This window comes from Sphingobium sp. (assembly GCF_049304695.1).
In the GTDB taxonomy this organism is placed as follows: Bacteria; Pseudomonadota; Alphaproteobacteria; order Sphingomonadales; family Sphingomonadaceae; genus Sphingobium.
In genome coordinates, this window is record NZ_JBAQOK010000026.1 from 37,306 (window position 1) to 60,557 (window position 23,252).

Annotated in this window: 23 protein-coding genes, 1 tRNA gene and 1 pseudogene; 9 read left to right on the forward strand and 16 right to left on the reverse strand. The window is 64.7% G+C overall.

Annotated elements, in window-relative coordinates; translation table 11 throughout:
* Positions 1-67: 67 nt before the first annotated feature.
* Both WA070_RS03545 and WA070_RS03550 read left to right on the forward strand, forming a co-directional pair.
* Positions 68-1,852: an SLC13 family permease gene (locus tag WA070_RS03545; RefSeq protein WP_422632776.1), complete on the forward strand. Its 1,785-nt coding sequence runs from the start codon at positions 68-70 to the stop codon at positions 1,850-1,852.
* An 81-nt stretch (positions 1,853-1,933) separates the two neighbouring features.
* Positions 1,934-2,722 (forward strand): PhzF family phenazine biosynthesis protein, encoded by a 789-nt coding sequence (locus tag WA070_RS03550; RefSeq protein WP_422632777.1) that lies wholly within the window; start codon positions 1,934-1,936, stop codon positions 2,720-2,722.
* A 21-nt stretch (positions 2,723-2,743) separates the two neighbouring features.
* On the opposite strand, the gene WA070_RS03555 is transcribed toward WA070_RS03550, so the two are convergent.
* On the reverse strand, positions 2,744-3,868 hold the full coding sequence (locus WA070_RS03555; RefSeq protein WP_422632778.1) for a serine hydrolase domain-containing protein: 1,125 nt from the start codon (positions 3,866-3,868) through the stop codon (positions 2,744-2,746).
* A gap of 38 nt (positions 3,869-3,906) precedes the next feature.
* Here WA070_RS03555 and WA070_RS03560 point away from each other — a divergent pair, with 38 nt between their 5' ends.
* The 3 genes from WA070_RS03560 to WA070_RS03570 are packed head-to-tail and all read left to right on the forward strand — an operon-like array spanning position 3,907 to position 6,537.
* Positions 3,907-4,218, forward strand: coding sequence for a hypothetical protein (locus tag WA070_RS03560; RefSeq protein ID WP_422632779.1), 312 nt, complete (start codon positions 3,907-3,909; stop codon positions 4,216-4,218).
* A gap of 47 nt (positions 4,219-4,265) precedes the next feature.
* Positions 4,266-6,050, forward strand: a complete 1,785-nt coding sequence (recQ, locus tag WA070_RS03565) for a DNA helicase RecQ (protein ID WP_422632780.1) — start codon at positions 4,266-4,268, stop codon at positions 6,048-6,050.
* 58 nt (positions 6,051-6,108) lie between these two features.
* Positions 6,109-6,537 (forward strand): TIGR01244 family sulfur transferase, encoded by a 429-nt coding sequence (locus WA070_RS03570; protein ID WP_422632781.1) that lies wholly within the window; start codon positions 6,109-6,111, stop codon positions 6,535-6,537.
* Between the two features lie 9 nt (positions 6,538-6,546).
* On the opposite strand, the gene WA070_RS03575 is transcribed toward WA070_RS03570, so the two are convergent.
* From WA070_RS03575 to WA070_RS03590, 4 genes are read right to left on the reverse strand one after another with little or no spacing between them, the layout of a single operon-like run.
* Positions 6,547-7,254 (reverse strand): hypothetical protein, encoded by a 708-nt coding sequence (locus WA070_RS03575; RefSeq protein WP_422632782.1) that lies wholly within the window; start codon positions 7,252-7,254, stop codon positions 6,547-6,549.
* Between the two features lie 38 nt (positions 7,255-7,292).
* Positions 7,293-7,964, reverse strand: coding sequence for a hypothetical protein (locus tag WA070_RS03580; RefSeq protein WP_422632783.1), 672 nt, complete (start codon positions 7,962-7,964; stop codon positions 7,293-7,295).
* Between the two features lie 49 nt (positions 7,965-8,013).
* Entirely contained in the window at positions 8,014-9,021 is a 1,008-nt protein-coding gene (dmeF, locus tag WA070_RS03585) for a CDF family Co(II)/Ni(II) efflux transporter DmeF (protein WP_422632784.1), read from the reverse strand.
* Entirely contained in the window at positions 9,018-9,290 is a 273-nt protein-coding gene (locus WA070_RS03590; RefSeq protein ID WP_422632785.1) for a metal/formaldehyde-sensitive transcriptional repressor, read from the reverse strand. The genes dmeF and WA070_RS03590 overlap by 4 nt, the downstream gene beginning before the upstream one ends.
* Before the next feature lie 120 nt (positions 9,291-9,410).
* Here WA070_RS03590 and crtY point away from each other — a divergent pair, with 120 nt between their 5' ends.
* From crtY to WA070_RS03610, 4 genes are all read left to right on the forward strand, one after another.
* Positions 9,411-10,562, forward strand: coding sequence for a lycopene beta-cyclase CrtY (crtY, locus tag WA070_RS03595; RefSeq protein ID WP_422632786.1), 1,152 nt, complete (start codon positions 9,411-9,413; stop codon positions 10,560-10,562).
* Positions 10,559-12,040, forward strand: a complete 1,482-nt coding sequence (locus WA070_RS03600; protein ID WP_422632787.1) for a phytoene desaturase — start codon at positions 10,559-10,561, stop codon at positions 12,038-12,040. The genes crtY and WA070_RS03600 overlap by 4 nt, the downstream gene beginning before the upstream one ends.
* 27 nt (positions 12,041-12,067) lie before the next feature.
* The gene (locus tag WA070_RS03605) at positions 12,068-12,649 is read left to right on the forward strand and encodes a TIGR00730 family Rossman fold protein (protein WP_422632788.1); all 582 of its coding nucleotides are present in this window, start codon (positions 12,068-12,070) and stop codon (positions 12,647-12,649) included.
* 141 nt (positions 12,650-12,790) lie between these two features.
* The gene (locus tag WA070_RS03610) at positions 12,791-13,744 is read left to right on the forward strand and encodes a phytoene/squalene synthase family protein (RefSeq protein ID WP_422632789.1); all 954 of its coding nucleotides are present in this window, start codon (positions 12,791-12,793) and stop codon (positions 13,742-13,744) included.
* A 200-nt stretch (positions 13,745-13,944) separates the two neighbouring features.
* On the opposite strand, the gene WA070_RS03615 is transcribed toward WA070_RS03610, so the two are convergent.
* The 11 genes and pseudogenes from WA070_RS03615 to WA070_RS03665 all read right to left on the reverse strand — a co-directional run.
* Positions 13,945-15,294, reverse strand: coding sequence for an ammonium transporter (locus WA070_RS03615; RefSeq protein ID WP_422632800.1), 1,350 nt, complete (start codon positions 15,292-15,294; stop codon positions 13,945-13,947).
* A gap of 13 nt (positions 15,295-15,307) precedes the next feature.
* Positions 15,308-15,646, reverse strand: a complete 339-nt coding sequence (locus tag WA070_RS03620) for a P-II family nitrogen regulator (protein ID WP_004209785.1) — start codon at positions 15,644-15,646, stop codon at positions 15,308-15,310.
* A 158-nt stretch (positions 15,647-15,804) separates the two neighbouring features.
* A complete protein-coding gene (locus WA070_RS03625; protein WP_422632790.1) occupies positions 15,805-16,380 on the reverse strand; it encodes a DUF924 family protein in 576 nt (191 codons plus the stop codon).
* Positions 16,381-16,434: 54 nt separating this feature from the next.
* Positions 16,435-17,877, reverse strand: a complete 1,443-nt coding sequence (gene tldD / locus WA070_RS03630) for a metalloprotease TldD (protein ID WP_422632791.1) — start codon at positions 17,875-17,877, stop codon at positions 16,435-16,437.
* A 48-nt stretch (positions 17,878-17,925) separates the two neighbouring features.
* Positions 17,926-18,153 carry a zinc-finger domain-containing protein gene (locus WA070_RS03635; RefSeq protein ID WP_422632792.1) on the reverse strand — a complete coding sequence of 76 codons (228 nt, stop codon included), beginning with the start codon at positions 18,151-18,153 and terminating at the stop codon, positions 17,926-17,928.
* Between the two features lie 83 nt (positions 18,154-18,236).
* A tRNA-Val gene (locus WA070_RS03640) sits at positions 18,237-18,312 on the reverse strand.
* Between the two features lie 92 nt (positions 18,313-18,404).
* Complete coding sequence (locus WA070_RS03645) at positions 18,405-19,382, reverse strand: winged helix DNA-binding protein (protein ID WP_422632793.1); 978 nt, start codon at positions 19,380-19,382, stop codon at positions 18,405-18,407.
* A gap of 232 nt (positions 19,383-19,614) precedes the next feature.
* Complete coding sequence (locus WA070_RS03650) at positions 19,615-20,466, reverse strand: D-amino-acid transaminase (RefSeq protein WP_422632794.1); 852 nt, start codon at positions 20,464-20,466, stop codon at positions 19,615-19,617.
* 78 nt (positions 20,467-20,544) lie between these two features.
* Positions 20,545-22,062 carry an RNA polymerase factor sigma-54 gene (gene rpoN, locus WA070_RS03655; RefSeq protein WP_422632801.1) on the reverse strand — a complete coding sequence of 506 codons (1,518 nt, stop codon included), beginning with the start codon at positions 22,060-22,062 and terminating at the stop codon, positions 20,545-20,547.
* Between the two features lie 93 nt (positions 22,063-22,155).
* Positions 22,156-22,941 (reverse strand): LPS export ABC transporter ATP-binding protein, encoded by a 786-nt coding sequence (gene lptB / locus WA070_RS03660; RefSeq protein ID WP_422632795.1) that lies wholly within the window; start codon positions 22,939-22,941, stop codon positions 22,156-22,158.
* Positions 22,942-23,115: 174 nt separating this feature from the next.
* Positions 23,116-23,252: pseudogene (locus WA070_RS03665) on the reverse strand (FAH family protein); the annotation flags it as partial.

Genomic DNA, 23,252 nt, shown 5'->3' on the forward strand with positions numbered 1-23,252 from the left:
TGTCGTTTGCCCTATGTCGAGACGCGGATTTTTTTGCTGGGGCGCGATCGAGGGGAAACGGGGCGATATGCATTTCATCACCGCGCTGCTGGGCGTGTACCGCGCGGAAATCGGTCTGGTCATTCTGGCCGCGATGTTCTTCGCCTTCGTGCGCGAACGCTATTCGCCCACCGTCATCGCGGTGGTCGGGGCATGTGCCTATGCGCTGCTTGGCATGCTCGATGAAAAATCGCTCTTCTCGGTCTTTTCCAACAGCGCGCCGCTGACCGTCGGGGCGATGTTCATCCTGTCGGGCGCGCTCATCCGCACCGGCGTCATCAGCCGCGTGGCCGACATCATCATGGCGCGCGCGGAAAAGCATCCGCGCCTCGCCCTGGCGGAGGTCGCCGTCGGCACGATCGTCCTGTCCGCCTTCCTCAACAACACGCCCGTCGTCGTGCTGCTGATCCCGATCATGTTCAAACTGGCGCAGGCGACCGGCTATCCGGTCAAAAAACTGCTGATCCCGATGAACACCGTTGCCGTGCTGGGCGGATGTCTGACGCTGGTCGGCACCTCCACCAACCTGATCGTCGCGGGCATCGCCGCCGATCAGGGCATGGCCCCCTTCGGCATCTTCGACATCACCCTCTATGGCCTCGCCGGGACGCTCGCGGGCGTAGCCGCGCTCGCTGCCCTGTCTTTCCTGCTACCCAGCGATCCGCCCACGATCGACGGCGAAAATGGCGGCGGCAATGTACAGGATTATCTCACCGAACTGGTGGTTCCGCATGACAGCGACCTGATCGGGCGGGAAATCGCATCGCTTGGCATGTGGGGCCGCTCGGTCGAATTGCTGGCGCTCAAACGTGGCGGCGATATCCGACGGCGCGACCTGCTGGACGAAGAATTGCGCGCGGGCGACCGGCTGATCGTTCGGGCGGACGGCGCGGCGATCATGACGCTGCGCGAATCCGGTGCATTAAGCCTTGGCATCGCGGCGGATTCCAGCACGCCGTCGGACGAAGGCGCGGTGGTGGAGGCGATGGTCGCCCCCAGCCATCCGTCGATCGGCGAACGGTTGATGGACATTCCGTTCCTCAGCGCGCTGCGCGTGCGGATCATCGGCATCCATCGCGCGCGACACTTGCCCGGTCCCGACCTGTCGGGCGCCCGCGTGCGCGGCGCGGACCGGCTGTTGATCGCGGGCAGCGCCGACGCCATCCGCTCGTTGCGCGATAACCAGCATCTGATCGGCGTCGATGTCAGCCGCGTGCGCGCCTTCCGCCGGAAAAAGGCGTGGATCGCCATGGCCGCCATGGCCGGGGTCGTCCTGCTGTCCGCGCTCAACATCATCGGCATTGGCCTTGCCGCCGTCATCGCCGTTGGCCTCATCCTCGTCACGCGCTGCATCGACCCGGAGGAAGCGTGGAGCGCGATCGACGGCGACGTGCTGATCCTCATCTTCGCGATGCTGGCCGTGGGCCTCGCGCTCGAACAGGCGGGCAGCGTCGCGCTGATGGTCGGCTGGATCACGCCACTGCTGCAAAGCGCGCCGCAATGGTCGCTGGTGTTCCTCATCTATTTCTTCGCGCTCATCCTGTCCGAACTGCTCAGTAACAATGCGGTCGCTGCGCTGCTGGCGCCCATCACCATCGCGCTGGCGCATCAACTGGGCGTGGATGCCCGCCCACTGATCATCGCGCTGATGATCGGCGCTTCGGCCTGTTTCGCAACGCCGATCGGTTATCAGACCAACGCGCTCGTCTATGCGGCGGGCGACTATCGCTTCTCCGACTTCGTGCGCATCGGCGTGCCGATCAACATCGTGGTGGGACTGGCCGTCTGCACGACGCTGGTGCTGCTGGAGTAGGGATAGCCAGTCTGCTCCTTGCGGCCCTGTTCGCTATCGCGACCATCCGCCACAACAGGCGCAACGACAAGGACACATCTCATGCCCAACCTGCCCTTCACCCAGGTAGACGCCTTCGCCGACGCGCCCTTCACCGGCAACCCTGCCGCCGTGATGCCGCTCGACGCATGGCTGGACGATGCAACGCTGCAATCCATCGCGGCGGAAAACAACCTCTCGGAAACCGCCTTTACCATAGCGACGCCCGACGATCCGCAAGCCGACTATGCCCTGCGCTGGTTCACCCCCACGGTGGAGGTCCAGCTATGCGGTCACGCCACGCTGGCCAGCGGCCATGTGCTGATCGGGGATCGCAAAGCCATACGCTTTCGCACCCGCCACGCCGGCATCCTGACCGTTACGCGCGAAGGAGAGGGCTATGCGCTCTCCCTCCCCGCGTGGGACATGGCCCCGCGTGCGCTGCCGGATCTGGCAGCGGGGCTGGGTGGCCAGCCGATCGAATCGCACTGGCGCGATGGCGGCTACAGCCTGTTCCTCTTCCCCGATGCCGCCGCCGTGCGTGCGCTCACCCCCGACTTCGCCGCACTGAAAACACTGGGCGACACGATGCTGATCGCCACCGCACCGGGCGACGACAGTGACATCGTCAGCCGCGTGTTCGTGCCGGGCGGCGGCGTGGACGAAGACCCCGTGACCGGATCGGCCCATGGCCTGCTCACGCCCTTCTGGGCCAAGCGGCTGGGCAAGACGGCGATCAGCGCGGTGCAGGCGTCGGCGCGGGGCGGGCGGCTGGGCTGCACCCTGTCGGGCGACCGCGTCATCCTGACCGGCGCATGCCGCACGGTGATAGAGGGAAGCTTCTTCCTCTAACCTCCCAAACCCCCGGTGTCCTTACCCCGGAAACAACCCAACCAGCTTCGCCAGCGCACCCCTAACCGCCGCGCGCTGCTCCTTCCTGGGCGACATGCCGATCCGCACGACCGTCAGGCGCTGCGATGGCGACACCAATATATACTGCCCATTATGCCCGACACAGCCAAACAGGCTGGCGGGCGCAAGGCCGGGCATCAGCGCACTGTCCTCGCTCGCCCGGTTCAGCCACAGATGCGCGCCATAGGCTGCATTGCGGGTGGACGGCGTGCGCATGAAATCGACCCATTTTTCCGGCAATATCTGATGCCCCGCCGGGCCGCGCCCCTGCCGCCGCAACAATTCGCCAAAGCGGCCATAATCGCGCGCGGTCATATGCATGATGCTCCCGCCGATCATCGTGCCAGCCGCATCATATTCGGGCGTCAGGCTGGGCAGCTTGCCCGGCGCCTTCAACCGCCCGTCGATGAACGCCTGCATCGCCCGCCGCCGCGTGTCCGGGTCGCTGCTGTTGGTCAGCATCCGTGCCATCAGGTCGGCCAGGATGACGCTGCTGCCCGTCGAATAGGAAAAGACCGTGCCGGGCGTGTGCGCCAAAGGTTTCGATTCGGCAAAACCGCCCATATCCTGCGCCCCGTCGGTGAACAGCATCCGCACCGTATCGCCCGCAGGCTGGGGATCGCCATCCTCGACATGATCGAGGCCACTCGTCATCTGGAGCAATTGGCGCAGCGTGATCTTGCCGCGCGGATCGCCCGGCTGGCTCCACGCCGCCACCGGCACCGGCATATCCAACGCCAGCCGCCCGTCCGCGACCATCAATCCGACCAGGACTGCCGTCACGCTCTTGGCGATCGACCAGGACATCAGCCTGGTATCCGGCCCGAATCCCGGCGCATAGCGTTCCGCGATCACGTCCCCATCGCGCATGACGATCAGCGCGCGGGTATCGCCCATCGCCGAATCATCGAACAGCGGGTCGATCGCACCACGCAGCGCGGCCTGCCCCACCACCGCATCGCCCGCCACCCGATAGATCGGCTGCGGGTCGGCGGCCCGCACCGCCCACGCGCCGCCAGCTCCGGCCAACGCCACCAGCCCGATCATCATGCCAAGGCGCTTTACGCTCTTCATTTCACTCTTCATAAGCCGCGCCCTACCCCATGCCCATATGAGTCGGGAATATGCCGCGTCGTCGGACCCTCATTTCTCTGGTTGCCCTCATCGCCATCGTCGCGCTGGGTTGGTACTGGAGCGCCCTTCGCGACCGTGCCCGGCTGGGCGCGGCCTATGGCGCGCGCCTGACCTGCTCGTGCCGCTATGTCGAAGGACGCGCGATGGGCAGTTGCGAGGATGACAAGGAACCGGGCATGTGGATCGTGGGCCTGACCGACCGGCCTGACGATCGCGCCGTGGACGCGCACGTCCCCCTGCTCGCCCATGCCAGCGCCCGCTTCCGCCCCGGCTGGGGCTGCCTGCTCGATCCGACCAAGTAGCGCGCGCGGGCTGGCCCCCGCCGCCTGCACTCGCTACAGCGCCCTCCATGCGCCCCGACATCCCCACGCTGCTCCACGACATATTCGGCTTTTCCGCCTTTCGCGGCGTGCAGGAACAGGTGGTCGCGCGCGTCATGGCGGGCCGGGCCACGCTCGCCATCATGCCGACCGGCGCGGGCAAGTCGCTCTGCTATCAGCTCCCCTCGGTCGCGCTGGACGGCTGCTGCGTCGTCATATCCCCACTCATCGCCCTGATGCACGATCAGCTGCGCGCGGCGTCCGCCGTGGGCATCCGCGCCGCCAGCCTGACCAGCGTCGACGCCGACTGGCGCGAAACGCAGGATCGGCTGCGCAATGGCGATCTCGACCTGCTCTACGTCGCCCCCGAACGCGCCAGCCAGGAAGCCTTCCGCAATCTGCTCCGATCGGCAAAGGTCGCCCTCTTCGCCATCGACGAAGCCCATTGCGTATCCGAATGGGGCCATGATTTCCGCCCCGACTATCGCCTGCTGCGCCCGTTGCTGGACGAATTTCCCGACGTCCCCCGCCTCGCGCTGACCGCCACCGCCGATGCGCACACCCGCGCCGATATCCTGCGTCAGCTTGGTATTCCCGAAGAAGGCATGATCATTTCGGGCTTCGACCGGCCCAATATCCGCTACGCCGTCCACCCGCGCGATGGCCTGACGCGCCAGTTGTCCGATCTGGTCGCTGCCAATCCCGGCCCCGGCATCGTCTATGCCCAGACCCGCGCCGCGACCGAAAAACTGGCCGAAACGCTGGGGAAGGGCGGCCGCGCCGTCCGTGCCTACCACGCCGGTCTCGACCCCAAGGTCCGCGCCGCCAACCAGTCCGCCTTCATCGCCAGCGAAGATATGGTGATGGTCGCCACCGTCGCCTTCGGCATGGGCATCGACAAGCCCGACGTCCGCTTCGTCGCCCACGCCGGGCTGCCCAAGTCGATCGAGGGCTATTATCAGGAATCGGGCCGCGCTGGCCGCGACGGCGAACCGGCGGTCGCGCATCTTTTCTGGGGGGCGGAGGATTTCGCCCGCGCGCGCCAGCGGATCATGGAACTGGACCAGAGCCGCCAGCAGGGCGAACGCACCCGCATTGCCGCGCTTGGCGCACTGGTGGAAACCGCCACTTGCCGTCGTGCCATCCTGCTGCGCCATTTCGGCGAAGACCCACCCGCCACCTGCGGCAACTGCGACAATTGCCTGTCCCCCCCGGCCAGCATCGACGCCACCGAAACCGCGCGCAAATATCTCTCTGCCGTCTATCGCACTGGCCAGAGCTTCGGGTCGGGCCATATCGAAGCCGTCCTGACCGGCGCGGCCAACGATAAAGTGCGCGAACGCGGCCATGACAAGATTTCCGTCCATGGCATCGTGTCGGGCGATGAAACCGCGCTGCTGCGCCCCGTCTCCCGCGCGCTGCTGGTCCGCGACGCGCTCGAAACGAATGAACATGGCGGCCTGATGCTTGGTCCCAACGCCCGCCCGATCCTGCGCGGGGAGGAGGAGGTGCGCATCCTCGTGCCGCCCAAACGCGAACGGGGCAGGCGCAACGCCCGCAACGGCAGCGGTTCCGGCAACGCCGCCAACCCGGTCGGCGATCCGCTGTTCGACGCCCTGCGTGCCTGCCGCCGCGAACTGGCGCAGGATGCAGGCGTGCCACCCTATGTCATCTTCCACGATTCGACCCTGCGCGAAATGGCCGAACAGCGCCCGTCCTCCATCCGCGACATGAGCCACATCAGCGGCATCGGCCAAAAGAAACTCGACGCGTGGGGCGACGCGTTTCTGGCGGCGATCCGACCCTTTCTCTAACGCCTGATCTTGAAACCCGCTTCGTCCCGGCGCATGGGACGGGCAAAGGAGACCGCCCATGTTCCGCCAACTGACCGACCGCATCCTCGTCGCCCCGCAGATCAGCATCGATCAGGTGGCGCAGGCCAAGGCGCAGGGCGTGACCCTCATCGTCAATAACCGCCCCGATGACGAAGAACCGGGCCAGGTCAACGGCGCGGAAATCGAAGCAGCGGCGAAGGCGGCAGGCATCGCCTATGTCGCCGTGCCGGTCGCCCATGGCGGCTTCGCACCGTGGCAACTCGACGGCATGGCCGCCGCGCTGGAACAGGCAAAGGATGGCAAGCTGCTCGCCTATTGCCGCTCCGGCACGCGCAGCACGCTCCTTTGGGCGCTGGCCCGCGCGCGCGCAGGCGACAATGGCGATGTGCTGGCCGCGCAGGCGGCAGCGGCCGGATACGACATCGCCCCGGTGCGCCAGATCATGGACACGCTCGCCGGGCAGTAAAGCCAGCCCTCACTGCTCCTCGCACCGCCCGGTAAAGTCGGTGGACGCGTGGATGCGGATGATGCGGGTGCGCCGGTTATAGTCGATGCGCGGCTTGTTCAGCCCGTTCATGCGATAACTGCCGCTGATCTGGTCGGGCGTCACGACCAGGTCCGTGATTGGCCACCATCCATCCGTCCCGCCGGAATGGAGCGGTGAGACCAGCTTGCCACTCGGATGCACCCGCCCGGCATTGCCATCAATCTCGATCTCGATGTCGGATGAAAAGCCTTCGCGGCCCAGCGTCGTGCCATATTCCGATTCGAATTTGCGCGACTTGCGGTTGTAGCGATAGCCCGACGTGCTTTGCGTCGCCAGCCCGCTGCCCGCCCCGATGCACACGAGCGACACGCGCTGGCCGTCCCCGCCATAAGGGCGCGCTGCCGCGTCCGGCGCTGCCGCCCTGCAATTGGCGGCGGGCACGACATTGATCGCCGCATAGCGCCCGTCCGTGGTCGCGACGGAAATGCACTGGCGCTGCCGCTCGCTCCACCAGAAGGACCATTTGGTGTCCCGAACCATGTTGTTCGTCACGAAGCTATAGCCCCGCGCCTCCAGTTGCGTTTCGCCCCCGGCCCCGCGCGCGCCGACCAGATCGGCGACGTCGGGCGGCGTCTGGGCCGACGCAGCGGTGGCAGAGGCGGCCAGTAACAGGGGAATTGCATAGATGGGACGCATGGCTTCGATCCTTCCGATGATGCGCCGGGTCATGACGATCAGCGCGTGAACAGAAATCCGACGAACAACAGCAGGGTAAATGATTCCAGCAGCGTCAGTATCACCGCACCGGCTGCGGAAAGATAGCCTGTTTTCAATGTCATCGCGAACCAGCGCGTTTCCACTATGACATAATGCAGGATGCTCGCCACGGCCAGCGCCTGTCCCCCATGATGCGCTACCGGATGGGCGACACTGGCCAGGCTGAATCCAATGCTCAGCCCCAGCGCGAACACCGCCGCCGGATAGCATTGCGCGTAAAAGGGCGCGCGCAGCGTCGTCCGATCGACCGGCAGGCCACGTCTGCGCACCATCCGCGTGGCTGCGAACAGCGCAAAGGATGCAAAGATGACCAGCCGAAGCACCAGCGCACTCGCGTCGTCGGAAACCAGCCCCGCCAGTCCGTGCCGGTCGGCGACGATCTGATCGACCTGCCCCAGCGACACCGAAACACCATGTGCGATCAGCAGGGATATGGCCAGAAACAGGGGCGGACTAAGCGCGGCGCTATATTGCTCGCCATCGGGCTGGGCGAGTTGATCGTCCGCATAGGCCATCATGGCGAAAGGCCGTGTAACCGCCCGCCACAGCGTGATCGGAAAGAACAGCAACCAGCTCATGACTTCGTACAGAAGCTCGTCGAGCGAGTTGATCCATTTCATGAAGTCCATGAGCTTATCATCGGCAAAGCCGCGCCGATGCGCAATGGGCAGTTACGCCTTACCCCATCTCCACCGTCACATGCTCCATCCGGGGCAGGGCGCGCACGCTGGCCCTCACGCGGGCGCAGTCCACGCCGTCGGCGATGCTGACGATGGCGGCGTGGGCGTGCGGGCCGATGCGCCATACATGCAGGTCGCGGATGGTCGCGCCTTCGCCCTCCACCACGCCGCGCACCCGCGCCATCAACGCCGGTTCGGCGGTGTCGAGCAGGATCGCGGCGGTATCCTTCATCAAACCCCATGCCCAGCGTGCGATGACGACTGCGCCCAGCAGGCCGACCGCCGGGTCCATCCACCACCAGCCCAGATAGCGCCCTGCCAGCAGCGCGCCGATCGCCAGCACCGACGTCAGCGCATCGGTCAGCACATGGACATAGGCGGCGCGCAGATTATTGTCCGTATGCCCGCCATGACCATCATGCGCAGCCTCGTCATGCCCATGCCCATGCCCATGCCCATGATCGTGGCTATGGTCATGGCCGAGCAGGAACGCGCTGATGATGTTGATGATCAGCCCGACCACCGCCACCAGCGTCGCTTCACCAAAGGCGACATGGACCGGCTCGAACAGGCGCATGCCCGATTCGATCGCGATGAACAATGCGGTGCCAGCCAGTATCAGCGCGGACGCAAAACCCGACAGGTCGCCGACCTTGCCAGTGCCGAATGTGAAGCGTGGGTTGCGCGCATGACGTCTGGCATAGCCATAGGCCGCCGCCGCCACCGCCAGCGCACCGGCATGGGTCGCCATATGAAAGCCGTCGGCCAGCAGCGCCATCGAACCGGTGATCCATCCGAACGCGATTTCCACCACCATCGTCGCGGCGGTCAGCCACACCACCCATAGCGTTCGCCGCGCATTCTGGTCATGCCCTGCGCTTAAATAGATATGGTCGAAATAATGGCTGTCTTCGCCATCGCCGGACTGAAACGCGTCGATGTTGGCCAATCCCTGATCGGGGGCGTGATCGTGGTCGTGATGATCGTGATCGTTATGCATCGTCATTTCCCGTAACGGCGGATCAGCGCCAGCATTTCTTCGGTGGCTGCGGTGCGCGCTTCGTCGGACAGGCCGGGCCGGGCGACATGCTCGCGCATATGCTGCTCGATCAGCTCTTCCATCAGGCTGCCGACCGCGCCGCGCACCGACGCCACCAGCTGCAACGTCTCCGAACAGCCCGCGTCGCCCGACAGTTGCCGCTCCACGGCGGCCACCTGTCCGGCGATCCGGCGCACCCGCGCCAACAGCTTGTCTCGATTCTCGACGATGTGCATAGGGTAGGGGGGTATCCTATAGTGGCGCGCTGGGCAAGTCCCCAGCAACCTTCCCTAAAGTCTGCCCGATCCGGCATCTCCAACATGGCCTTGTCGGCCTGCTTCCCCTAACAGGGGGCAATGACGCAACGACCCGACCCTGATCTGCTGATCCTTGGCGGTGGCCTGGCGGGCAGCCTGATCGCGCTCGCCTTCGCCGCCCTGCGCCCCGAAGTCCGCCTGCTGCTGGTGGAGCAGGACGATGTGATCGGTGGCAACCATATCTGGTCCTTCTTCGACGGCGATGTCGCGCCGCAGGACCGCTGGCTGGTCGATCCGCTCATCACCCACCGCTGGCCGTTGGGCCATGACGTACGCTTCCCCGGCCACGCCCGCCGTCTCGACACCCCCTATAACAGCATCGCCTCCCCCCGGCTGGACGCCCATGTCCGCGCCGTCCTGGGCGATTCGATCCTGACTGGCGCACCCGTCACCAAAGTCGCGCCAATGCAAATTACTGTGGCCCTCACTCAGGAAATCAACGCCCGCGCGGTCATCGACGCACGCGGCGCAGGCGACCTGTCGACGCTCGATTGCGGGTGGCAGAAATTCGTCGGCCACGCCCTGCAACTCGACGCTCCGCACGGCCTCGACCGCCCGGTCATCATGGACGCCACCGTGGACCAGATCGACGGCTATCGCTTCGTCTATCTCCTCCCCTGGGACGACCACACCATCTTTGTCGAGGATACCTATTATAGCGACACGCCCGACCTGAACGTCCCGGCCATAGACGCCCGGATCGCCGCCTACGCCGCCGCCAAAGGCTGGCAGGGCAGGGTGGTCCACCGCGAACAGGGCGTGCTGCCCGTCGTCCATGGCGGCGACTTCGACCGCTACTGGCCAAAGGACGATCCCGTTGCCAGAGCCGGTGTCCGCGCTGGCCTGTTCCAGCCGATGACCGGCTATTCCCTGCCCGACGCGGTGCGTTTTGCCCGCTGGCTCGCCGACCAGCCGCTCGACACCCTGCCCGCCGCCACCCGCGCCTATGCCGCCCGCCACTGGCGCAGCGGCGGCTATTATCGCCTGCTGGGCAAGATGCTGTTCGGCGCGGCGCAGCCCATGGAACGTTGGCGCATCTTCGATCGCTTCTACCGCCTCTCCCCCGACCTCATCCAGCGCTTCTATGCCGGGCGCTCCACCCTGACCGATCGCGCCCGCATCTTGTGCGGCCGACCGCCTGTACCCATAAGGGATGCCATGCGAACCCTGTTGAAATCCTCCGCCCGATGACGCGGAAAGCCATCATCATCGGCGCGGGCTTTGGCGGCCTGGCGCTCGCCATCCGCCTGCAATCCGCGGGCATCGACACCACGCTGGTGGAAGCCCGCGACCGTCCGGGCGGCCGCGCCTATATGTGGCAGAAGGACGGCTTTACCTTCGACGCCGGGCCGACCGTCATCACCGATCCCGACTGCCTCGCCGAACTCTGGCGGTTGAGCGGGCATGACATGGCGCAGGACGTGACCTTGTTGCCAGTCAGCCCCTTTTATCGCCTCAACTGGCGCGACGGCACCAATTTCGACTATAGCAACGACGAAGTCTCGCTGCGCGCCGAAATCGCCAAACTCGATCCCGCCGATGTCGCGGGCTACGAACGCTTCCTCGAATATGCCGCAGGCGTGTATGAAGAGGGGTATCGCAAGCTCGGCTCCGTCGCCTTCCTCGACTTCGCGTCGATGATAAAGGCCGCGCCGTCACTGGCGAAATATCAGGCCTGGCGTTCGGTCTATTCGGTCGTCGCATCCCATGTGAAGAGCGAGAAGCTGCGCGAGGCGCTGTCCTTCCACACGCTGCTGGTCGGCGGCAATCCGATGAAGACCAGTTCCATCTATGCCCTGATCCACAAGCTGGAAAAGGATGGCGGTGTCTGGTTCGCCAAGGGCGGCACCAACCAGTTGGTCGAGGGCATGGCCAAGCATTTCGAACGGCTGGGCGGCACGTTGCGCCTTGGCGATGCCGTCACCCGCATCGAAACGTCGGGCGACCGCGTCACCGCCGTCCACACCGCGTCCGGCTGGCGCGGGGAGGCGGATGCAGTCGCCAGCAACGCCGACCTGATGCACAGCTATCGCGATCTGCTCGGCCATCATGTGCGCGGGCAAAAGCAGGGCGAGAAGCTCGCCAACAAACGCTGGTCGCCCAGCCTGTTCGTGCTGCATTTCGGCATCAAGGGCAGCTGGCCGGGCATCCCCCACCACATGATCCTGTTCGGCCCGCGCTACGAAGGGCTGCTGACCGACATTTACGACCATGGCGTGTTGCCGCAGGATTTTTCGCTCTACCTGCACCATCCCACCGTCACCGACCCGTCGATGGCGCCGGAGGGGCATTCGACCTTCTACGCGCTCGCCCCGGTGCCGCATATGGGCAAGCTGCCGATCGACTGGGACCAGTTCGCCCCGGCCTATGCCGAGCGCATATTGGACGAGATCCAGCATCGGCTCATCCCCGACATCCGCTCGCGCATCGTCACGCAATTCCACTATGCGCCCAGCGATTTCGGCCGCGACCTCAACGCCCATCTGGGCAGCGCGTTCAGCCTCGAACCGCTGTTGACGCAAAGCGCGTGGTTCCGCGCGCATAATCGTGACGACGTCATCCCCAACCTCTATCTGGTGGGCGCAGGCACCCATCCGGGCGCGGGCATCCCCGGCGTCGTCGGCAGCGCGAAGGCGACGGCGGCGCTGATGGTGCAGGATCTGGCATAGGGCGCACGCCCGCAACATGGAATGACGATGAAAAGACTGGCAGTCTATTGCGGTTCGGCCACTCCCGCCGACCTCACCTATATCGATGCAGCGCGCCATGTCGGTCGCACATTGGCGCAGCGGGGCATTGGCCTCGTCTATGGCGGCGGGCGCCTCGGCCTCATGGGTGCGGTGGCCGACGCCGCGCTGGAGGCGGGCGGCGAAGTGATCGGCGTCATCCCCGACGCGCTGGTCGGCGCGGAAGTCGCGCATAAGGGCTGCACGGAACTGCACGTCGTCCAGACCATGCACCAGCGCAAGCAGATGTTCACCGACCTGTCGGACGGCTTCGTCACCTTGCCCGGCGGCGTCGGCACGATGGACGAACTGTGGGAAGCAATCAGCTGGGCGCAGCTTGGCTATCATCAAAAGCCGGTCGGCCTGCTCAACGTCGCGGGCTTTTACGACCAGTTGATCGGCTTCAACCGCCAGATGGTGGAGGCAGGCTTCATCCGCGCGCAGCACGCCGGGATCATGCTGCACGCCGACGGCATTGATACACTGCTCGACGCCATGGCCGCCTACCAGCCGCACGAAACGATCTTCGCGATGAAAGCGGAACGGCTGTAGGAAAGTCATAGAAAGCCGTGCTCCCGCGCAGGCGGGAACCTAGTCGAAACGCCGGAACTGGACTCCCGCCTACGCGGGAGAACCCTGCCCTTTGTTCCGCCACGGCTTGCAGGCACGCGACTGGCCGGGCATGTCCTGCCCATGTCCTCCGATCTCCCAGACCGCCAAGCCCTCGTCACCCATGCCCGCGACAGCATCGCGCGCGGCTCCAAATCCTTCGCCATGGCGTCGAAACTGTTCGACCCCGTCATCCGCGAACGGGCCTGGCTGCTCTACGCCTGGTGCCGCAAATGCGACGACATCGCCGATGGTCAGGACCATGGCGGCACGTTGCGCGGGGTGCAGGACGGGCAGGCGCGCCTGTCCACCATCCGCGTCCTGACCGATCAGGCGCTGCGCGGCGAAGCTACGGGTGATCCGGCCTTCGACGGCTTTGGCGTCGTCATGCGCGAATGTGCGATTCCCCATCGCTACGCCCATGACCTGATCGAGGGCTTCGCACTCGACGCCCGCGAATGGCGGCCCCGCACACAAGACGACATGCTGCAATATTGCTATCATGTCGCGGGCGCGGTCGGTTGCATGATGGCCGTGCTGATGGGTGTCGATCCCGATGATGATGCAACGCTCGACCGGGCCTGCGATCTGGGCCTCGCCTTTCAGCTGGCCAATATCGCCCGCGACATCAGCGAGGATGAGGCGGCCGACCGCTGCTACCTGCCGCAGTTGTGGCTGGCAGAAATGGATATTCCGCCCGGCGAACATATGAAGCCATGGGCGCGCCCGCAACTGGCGGTGTTGGGGCGGCGGCTGGCGGACATGGCGGCGGCTTATGAAGATAGCGCGCGCCACGGCACCGGCGCTTTGCCTCCGCGCGCGGCCTGGGCGGTGCTGGCGGCGGCGGGCATCTACGGCGACATCGCCCGCGAAGTGGGACGGCGCGGGGAACAGGCGTGGGACCATCGCGTCATCACGCCCAAGAGCGACAAGCTGCGCTGGGTCGTGCGCGCCGGTCGGCAGGTGATCGGTCGCGCCCGCCGCTGGCCGGCCGACGCAGCGCGCGCCGATCATCTGTGGACCCGCCCGCAGGGCTGATTCATTCGCCCAGAGGCCCAGAGAGCGCAAGGAAGTCCTTATTCTCCTATGTTCTCCGTGCCTCTGCGCGCGCCCTTCTTCTCTGCCTCACGCCCAAAAAAAAGGACCGATACTTGCGTACCGGTCCCAGGGATGTTCGCAGGAGGAACAAGGTGGGGCGGGCGGGCCATGTCCCTGTCGGGCGGCCCGCCCTGCCAAACTTATGCGTTATAGGCGCGTTCGCCATGCTCGCCGAGGTCGAGGCCTTCATATTCGACCTCTTGGGCAACCCGCAGACCGGTGACGGCCTTGGCGATGAAGATGGCGATGACCGTGCCGATCGATGCCCAGACGATGGTCGCCAGGACCGCTTCGATCTGGACGATCAGCTTGGCACCCATGTCATAGTCCGCTGCGCCCGGACCACCGAAGGCGGGGGAGTAGACGATGGCGGTGCCGATCGCGCCGATCATGCCGCCCACGCCGTGGATGCCGAATGCGTCCAGCGAGTCGTCATAGCCCAGCTTAGGCTTGAGCACGGTGACGGCGTAGAAGCAGACGATCGAGGCGACAGCGCCCAGGATGATCGCACCGAACGGGCCGGAGTTGCCAGCAGCTGGCGTAACCGCGACCAGACCGGCGATGATGCCCGAACAGAAGCCCAGCGCCGAACCCTTATGACCATTGAGCTTTTCGGCCAGCATCCAGAACAGGCCACCCGAAGCGGTCGCGACGAAGGTGTTGATCATGGCCAGCGCGGCCGAGCCGTTGGCTTCGAGCGCCGACCCGGCGTTGAAACCGAACCAGCCGACCCACAGCAGGCCAGTGCCGACACCCGTCAGCGTCAGGCTGTGCGGTGCCATCGGCTCCTTGGGGAAGCCAAGACGCTTGCCTAGGATGAGGCAGGCCACCAGTGCGGACACGCCTGCATTGATATGCACCACGGTGCCGCCCGCGAAATCGAGCGCGCCCAGCTTGAAGAACAGCCCGCTGGCCGCCCACACCATGTGCGCGATAGGGAAGTAGACGATCGTCAGCCAGACGGCGGCAAACACCATCACGGCGGAGAATTTGATGCGTTCGACGACCGAACCCAGCACCAGCGCCACGGTGATCGCGGCAAAGGTCATCTGGAAGCAGATGAACACATATTCGGGGATTTCGACGCCGGCGGTAAATGTCGCAGCCTGCGAGGCAGGCGTAACGCCCTTCAGGAACGCCTTGTCGAATGTCGATACGAAGTTGGACAGGCCGCTCGTGTAGTCGGGGCCAAAGGCCATCGAATAACCGTACATGACCCAGATCAGCATGGCGAGACAGGCGGCAGCGCCGATCTGCGTCATGACCGACAGCATGTTCTTGCTGCGGACCAGACCGCCGTAGAACAGCGCGAGGCCAGGCAGGATCATGGCGAGCACGAGGATGGTCGACATCATCATCCAGGCGGTATCGCCCTTGTTGACGGTGGCGACCACGGGCGCAGCGGCGTCCTGTGCAAAGGCGGGCAGGGCGGCGAAGAGCGACAGCCCCGCTGCCCCCGCCATCCCGCAGATTTTCTTGGAAAAGGTCATCATTCCCCCCTTCTTACAGCGCGGTTTCGCCGGTCTCGCCGGTGCGGATACGCACGGCCTGACCGACATCGAGGACGAAGATCTTGCCATCTCCGATGGCGCCCGAATTGGCCGCAGCCTGCGTCGCTTCCACGACGCGTGGCGCCAGATCGTCGTCGCAAACGACTTCGATCTTGATCTTGGGAACCATATTCGTCGAATATTCCGCGCCGCGATAGATTTCGGTCTGCCCCTTTTGGCGGCCGAAGCCCTTCACTTCGCTGACCGTCATACCTGCGATGCCGAGCGAGGAGAGTGCCTCGCGGACATCGTCAAGCTTGAACGGCTTGATGATAGCCATGACAAGTTTCATGTCGCCCCCTGTTACTGGTGTGCCAAAGACATACTCAGCAAGAGGCGTGCCAGTTCGTTAAACGCGGGTTAACAGGCGATAGGGGGAGATGATGGCGCGACAGCACGCCAAAAAAATGGGCAATCGCTCAGCCATGCACAAAAAATGGGCAGGCTGACTTACCAATCGGCCCCTTGCGCGATGGCCTGCTCTTCTTCGGGCAGAGATATGCGGCCCAACGCCGCATTGCGATGCGGAAAGCGCCCAAACCGTTCGATCATCGCGTGATGCTTGCGCGCAAAATCCAGCGAGTGGGCATCCCCAGCGCCCTCGAATAGGGTCAGAGACAATTCTTGGTCCTCCAGCGCCTCGCTATGCATGAACGGCATGTAGAAGAAGAGGCGTCCCGCCCCGCCGATCTGGATGTCATAGCCCAATGCGATCGCCCCGCGCGCCACGTCCCGCGCCAGTGGGTCGGTCTGGAACGCCTGCGCACTGTCGCGAAACATGTTGCGGGGCAACTGATCGAACAGCAGCGTGGCGGCGAGCGCCTCATCGGCACGGCCCAGGAAAACTTCAGGAGCCATAGCCTGTTTCCCGGCCCATAAGTCGCAGAACCGCGTAACACATTGGACGTCCAGCGCAGGATCATGGCTATACCAGCGATCCTCACCAACCTGATTGAACCAGAAATCGAGCAGCGGTGCCGCCCAATCGGCGGTCACGGATTCACGACGGTCAGCGGGCATATCCATGATTGCTTAAATCGCCAGCCGCGCCCCGGTTCCGCTGTTGAGGGCGCATCTGGCTCAGGTCGCCGTACCGCCGATGGTCAGGCCTTCCATCAGCAGCGTCGGCTGACCTACGCCAGCAGGCACACTCTGCCCGCCCTTGCCGCACATGCCGATGCCTTCATCCAGCGCCCAGTCGTTTCCGATGCCCACGACCTTGGTCAGCGCCGTCGGGCCATCGCCGATCAGCGTAGCGCCTTTTATCGGGTCGCCCAACCGGCCGTTTTCGACGCGATAGGCTTCGGTGCAGGAAAAAACGAACTTGCCCGACACGATGTCAACCTGACCACCGCCGAAACTCTTGGCAAAAATGCCCGACTTCATCCGCGACAGCAATTCCGCCGGATCGTCATTCCCGCCCTTGATGAATGTATTGGTCATGCGCGGCATCGGGCCATGGGCATAGCTTTCGCGCCGCCCATTGCCGGTCGGCGCAACACCCATCAGCCGGGCATTCAACCGATCCTGCATATAGCCGCGCAATATGCCGTCCTCGATCAGGATATTTTCCTGTGTCGGCGTGCCTTCGTCATCGATCGACAGCGACCCGCGCCGGTTCGACATGCTGCCGTCATCGACCACGGTGACGCCGGGAGCCGCCACGCGCTCGCCGACTCGCCCCGAAAAGGCGCTGGTGCCCTTGCGGTTGAAATCACCCTCCAGCCCATGGCCGATCGCTTCATGCACCAATATACCCGGCCAGCCGGGACCAAGCAGCACGGTCATTTCGCCCGCAGGCGCAGCGACGGAGCGCAGATTGATCTGCGCCTGCGCCAGCGCTTCATCGATGGCCCGGTTCCACACCGCCGGGTCCATGACCTGATCGTAGAGATAACGTCCGCCAATGCCGAAAACGCCGGTTTCGCGGCGGCCATCCTCTTCCAGAATGACCGAGATATTCAGTCGGACAAGCGGGCGGATGTCGGTTGCGGTAAAGCCGTCCGCGCGCACGATCTCCACCACCGACCAGCTACCGGCCAGGCTGACCGATACCTGCGCCACGCGCGGATCGCGCGCCCGCGCGGCGGCATCGATCGCCGCGCACAGCGTGACCTTCTCCGCAAACGGCACGATTTCTAACGGATTGACGTCGGTATAAAGATGCCGGTTGGTGTTGCGCGGCGGCGGGGAAGGCTGACCCTTGGCGGGATCGAGCAGGCTGAGTGTCTGCGCCGCGCGGCGAATCGCGGTTTCGCTGATGTCGTTGGCATGAGCAAAGCCAGTCATCTCGCCCGACACGCCGCGCAGGCCAAATCCCGCATCGGTCGAATAATCGGCGGTTTTCAACCGCCCATCATCGAAGCCGAAGCTCTCGCTCGCCCGATATTGCAGATAAAGCTCGCCGTCGTCGCAGCCTTTAAGCGCGTCGGCGGTCAGGCGGCGCGCGCCGTCAGGATCAAGCAGGCCCGGACGATAGAGCAGGCCACGGGCGTCGGTGTATTGCGCGGTAAGATCGGTCATGCCGTCCGATATAGGAGCGGCAGTCCCCAAGCCCAACGAAAAATCGCGTTAGAGACTGGCGCCCGATGCGATGTCGGGCAGATTGACCGCTTCGGGTGTATCCGCCACGCCGCCGATCAGGACGAAGCGTCGATCGCAATAGCCGCAATCGACATAGCCATGCTCGTCGATTTCCAGATAGACGCGCGGATGGCCCAATGCGGCGGGAATATCGCCCGATCCATCACAGGACACGCGGGACTTGGAGACTCGGATGGTTTCGGGCGGCTGGATCATGGCGTCGGCCTAGCAGCGGCGGCGCTGCGCCGCAATATGGCGCGCAGCGACGGCGAGCCGCACAAATGGATGATGATGGAATATGGTGGGCGATGACGGGCTCGAACCGCCGACATTCTCGGTGTAAACGAGACGCTCTACCAACTGAGCTAATCGCCCCCTGTTTCAGGGTGTGCGCCTATTGCGGATAAATAGTCGCTTGGTCAAGGCTTTCACTGTCACGCCGTCAACAGCTTGCGGCTGGCGTTGAATCAGCGGCCAAGCGCTTCGGCGGCGTCCTGCGCCAGAGCGATGAAGATGCGCCTGCCATCATGCGGATCTGCCTGCCGCTCCACCAGACCCCGGTCGGTCAAAGTCCGAATCCAGCGCAGCGCGGTCGTGGGGGGAACGGCGGCGGCGATGCACAGGCTGGATACGGAAACGCGCTCATGGTCCAGCCGCGCGGCGAGCAGGTCGAGCAGCATGTCCCATGCAGGATCGGCAAACAGGTCGCCCGGCAGGAAATCCGCGCGAATCCGGCGCGCGCGCAGCAATTCGCGCACCTGCGTCGCAGTGATTGCAGAATGGGCCGATGCGCTGACAGTCGGCGCTTCCACGCTCATCGGGGCAAGGTTGGGCATGCCGATATAGTCGCTCGGCCGGTCGGAAATGCGCGGGCCAAGATCGAAACTGGGTACGGCGACATGCGTCCTTTGCGTCATCGCGTCGAGCGTGCGGGCCAGACGGCTGACCTCTTCGCTCAATTGCTGGAGCCTTATGCTCTCCCGATCGACTTCGTTGAAATGCCCCGCGATCGGGCGATGTTCGCCCGCCGCGACCAGAGCGGCGGCCAGTTCCGTCCGGTCGGGATTACACAGCAATTGTGTGTGCGGACCGCGCAGGCAGGCAAAGGCGAGATCGACGGTCTCCAGCCCGGCAACCAGAATCACGGCCATGCCATTCTGGATCGCCTGCGTTTCCACCTGCACCAACAACCGCTCCAGCAGCGGCGTCAGCGTCGGGCAAAAGACCAACACCGCTTCGCAATGCGCCTGACTGTCAAGGCGGGCAGAGGCCGCGTCCAGCGACACGACCCCCTGCAGACGCATCCCGGCAGCATTGGCGACCGGCTCCAGATTCTGCGTATCGGCCCAGTCGGCCAGGATCAGCAGGCTTGGCCGATCATCCCGCATCGCGACCGGCGCAGCATGCGCATCCCAGGGCTGGGCGTAAGAGACATCGTTCATCATCTATCCATTCCTGTTCTACCTTCGTTCCCGAGGGTAAAGCAAGAACGGATTGTTTCATCCCAATAAGCAACCGCTTTGGCGAGACTATGGACATAATCTGCCTGAAAGTACGCAAATCCTGGCGTCAGTTGCACTGACATTGATCCATGTTTGCGCCATAACGGGCATAGAATGGCGCCTGTTTGGACCTTCTCGATCCATTCAAGGTCGGTCCATTATGGAGTCATTTCGGTCAGACGGCGGTGGCGCGTGCAAAATCGATGTAGAGCGCGCGCAGGCGCATCGCGACCGGACCGGGCATGCCATCGCCGATCATCTGGCCGTCGATCCGCACGACCGACTGGCACAGGGTCGAGGCGCTGGTGATGAACGCTTCCCGCGCCGCGATCGCTTCATCGACGGTGAAGGGGCGGCGGATGACGGACAGGCCGCTTTCCTGCGCCAGCGTCGTCAGCGCCGATCCCGTGCAACCCGCCAGCACTGCTTGGCTGTACGGGCGGGTGATGATGCCTTCCTCTGTTACGATGAAGGCGGTGGACGACGCGCCCTCGGTCACGAAGCCGTCCTCGACCATCCACGCTTCCTGACAGCCGGCATCTGCGGCGGCGCGCTTGGCCATGGCTTGCGCAAGAAGGCCGACGCTCTTGATGTCGCGACGCGCCCAACGCAGGTCGGGCATGGTGGCGATGGCGATGCCGGTGCGAACGGCGGGTGCGTCGAGAAAGGGCTTGTCGGCCACGAACATGACCAGCGTCGGCTGGATCGCGGGGGAGGGGAGGAAGTCCCGCATGGCGTCGGCTCCGCGTGTGATCTGGAGATAGACCAGCCCTTCGTTCAGCCCGTTGCGCGCAATCAACGCCTTTTGCGCCGCCTCGATCTCCTTCGCCGATAGCGGCAGGGCGATGCCGATCGCAGCGGTCGATCGCTCCAGCCGGGCCAGATGCGCCGCGCTATCCACCAGTTTGCCATCGATGACGGCCGCGACCTCATAGATGCCGTCCGCGAACAGGAAGCCCCGGTCGAGCACCGAAACCTGCGCATCGGCCAGCGGCAGAAAACGTCCGTTCAGATAGGCAATGGACATGGGGTGGAACTATCCTTGGGCCAAGAAAGAGAGCGCCGCTTTTGCCGTCCCGCCGCTCCCGGTCAAGCCGCTAAGCGATCACGCCGCGCGCCCCTGCAACGTCTTCTGCCGCCGTCGCTGGACTGACGAACCGATGCCCAGCGCCTCGCGATATTTCGCCACCGTCCGCCGGGCGATGTCCATGCCCTTGGCGCGCAGCAGATCGACCAGCGTGTCGTCGGACAGGATCGCATGCGGTTCCTCCGCCGCAATCAGCGCTTTGATATGGCTTTTGACCGCTTCTGCGGACACCGAACCGTCACCGCCCGTCGCAGCCACGCCGCTGGTGAAGAAATATTTGAGTTCATACAGGCCGCGCGGGCAGGACAGATATTTGTTGGACGTGACGCGGCTGACGGTGGACTCGTGCATCGCGATCGCGTCGGCCACGGACTTCAACGTCAGCGGTCGCAAATGGGCGACACCCTGCCGAAAGAACGCATCCTGCTGGCGCACGATCTCGCTCGCGACCTTGATGATCGTCTTTTGCCGCTGGTCCAGCGCCTTGACCAGCCAGTTGGCGCTGGCCAGACAGTCCGCAAGCCAGGCCCTGGCATTCTTGTCATGCGCGCCGCCCGCCAGTTCGACATAATAGCTGCGGTTGACCAGCAATCGGGGCAGGGTCGCGCCATTCACCTCTATGCCCCAGCCGTCCTTGGTAGGCCGCACGAACAGATCGGGCGTGACCGGCGCGGCGCGATCGGTCGAAAAGCGCAGGCCGGGCTTGGGATCATAGCTGCGCAGTTCGCGGATCATGTCCGCCATATCCTCCTCATCCACGCCGCAGATCCGGCGCAACTGGGGCAGCGCGCCCTTGGCCAGCAGGTCCAGATTGGCCAGCAGCCGGGCAATGCACGGATCGTAGCGGTTGGCCTCCTTCGCCTGAAGTGCCAGACATTCGGCCAAGGTTCGCGCGCCGATGCCGGTGGGGTCGAATGTGTGGATGACGCCCAGCACCCGTTCGACATCATGCAGGGGCAGGCCCATGGCATGCGCGGTCTGAAGCAGGTTCGCCTCCAGATAGCCCGCCTCGCTGATTTGCCCGATCAGCTGCGACGCGACGATCAGGTCCGTGCCGGACAAGGCTGCGCGCGCCTGATCCATCAGATATTCCTGCAGGCTGGCGTCGGGCGCGGCGAAACTGTCGAAGTCGGGAGCATCCTCGCCATAGCTGCCGGGCACCGACTCCATGCCGCCGCCTGTTCCCATGGCGCTCGCCATCCGGTCGCCCGGCCCATCGTCGATGAACGTGTCCGCACCATGATCGACGTCCAGTGGGCTGTCCGCACCGCCCAGTCCCTGCGCGATCAGGTCGTCACTCGCTCCGGTTTCGGCGGACAGGGCGGGCGCATCCACCGTGCGATCGACGCCATCCGGTGCAGGCAGCGCATCATCCCCGGCACCCGATTCGAGCAGCGGGTTCTTTTCCAGTTCGCCTGCAACGAACGCATCAATTTCCAGATTGGACAGCGCCAGCAGCTTGATCGCCTGCTGCAACTGCGGTGTCATGACCAGCGACTGGCTTTGCCGTATGTCGAGGCGCGGACCCATCGCCATCAGCGGGCGACGGCTTTGTTGGGGGGAAAGGAGGAGGCGCGCGTTGCGGACGCCGTTCCGTCCCATATATTAAGGGCGGGCGCCATGATCATGTCAAAGCGAGAAATTCTCGCCCAGATAGAGGCGACGGACTTCGGCATTGGCGACCAGTTCGGTCGGGCTGCCCGCAAACAGCATCTGCCCGCCATAGATGATGCAGGCGCGATCCACGATTTCCAGCGTTTCGCGCACATTATGGTCGGTGATCAGGACGCCGATGCCGCGCGTCTTGAGATCCTTCACCAGATCGCGAATGTCAGCGATGGACAACGGGTCGATGCCCGCAAAGGGTTCGTCCAGCAGCACGATCGAGGGATTGGCGGCCAGCGCACGCGCGATTTCGCAGCGACGGCGTTCGCCGCCCGACAGCGCCATTGCTGCCGAATCGCGCAGCTTGATGAGGCCGAATTCGTGCAGCAACTGTTCCAGCCGCGCCTCACGCGCCGATTTGTCCGGTTCGGCCAGTTCCAGCACTGCGCCGATATTCTGCGCGACGGTCAACCCACGAAAGATCGACGTTTCCTGCGGCAGATAGCCCAGACCCAAAATCGCGCGGCGATACATGGGCAGGCCGGTAATATCCTGTCCGTCCAGGATGATGCGCCCCCGATCCGGGCGGACCAGACCCATGACGGAATAGAAACAGGTCGTCTTCCCCGCGCCATTGGGACCAAGCAGGCCGACCACCTCGCCCTTGCCCACGGTCAGTGACACGTCGGACAGGACGACGCGCTTGTCATAACTTTTGGCGATCGAGATGACCGACAGGCCTTCGCCCAGTTCCTGCGGGGCCAGCGGGTGGGCCGGGCCGGGCCGATCTTGCGTGGTTATGTCGTGCATCTCTTGCATCCTATCCGCCGGATGGTTGACTGCGGGTAAAAATGACCCGCCCGGCGGCAGTTGGCAAGCTCTGTGCATGGGATAGCCGCCGGGGCAAGTGGAAAATCGCCAGGCGCTGGGCGGATGCCGCCCCGCGTCGGCAGATCAGGTCGTTGAAGCGGGGCCGGAATGGGATCAGAGTGCTCTGACGGCGACGTTGACGCTCTGTGCGCGGGCGAGGGGGTTGCGCAGGGGCAGGGTGAAGGGCGCAGCGTCGATTTCGAACACATCGCCTTCCTGCGTCGTCACGCCGTCGCTGAACGAAAGGGTCG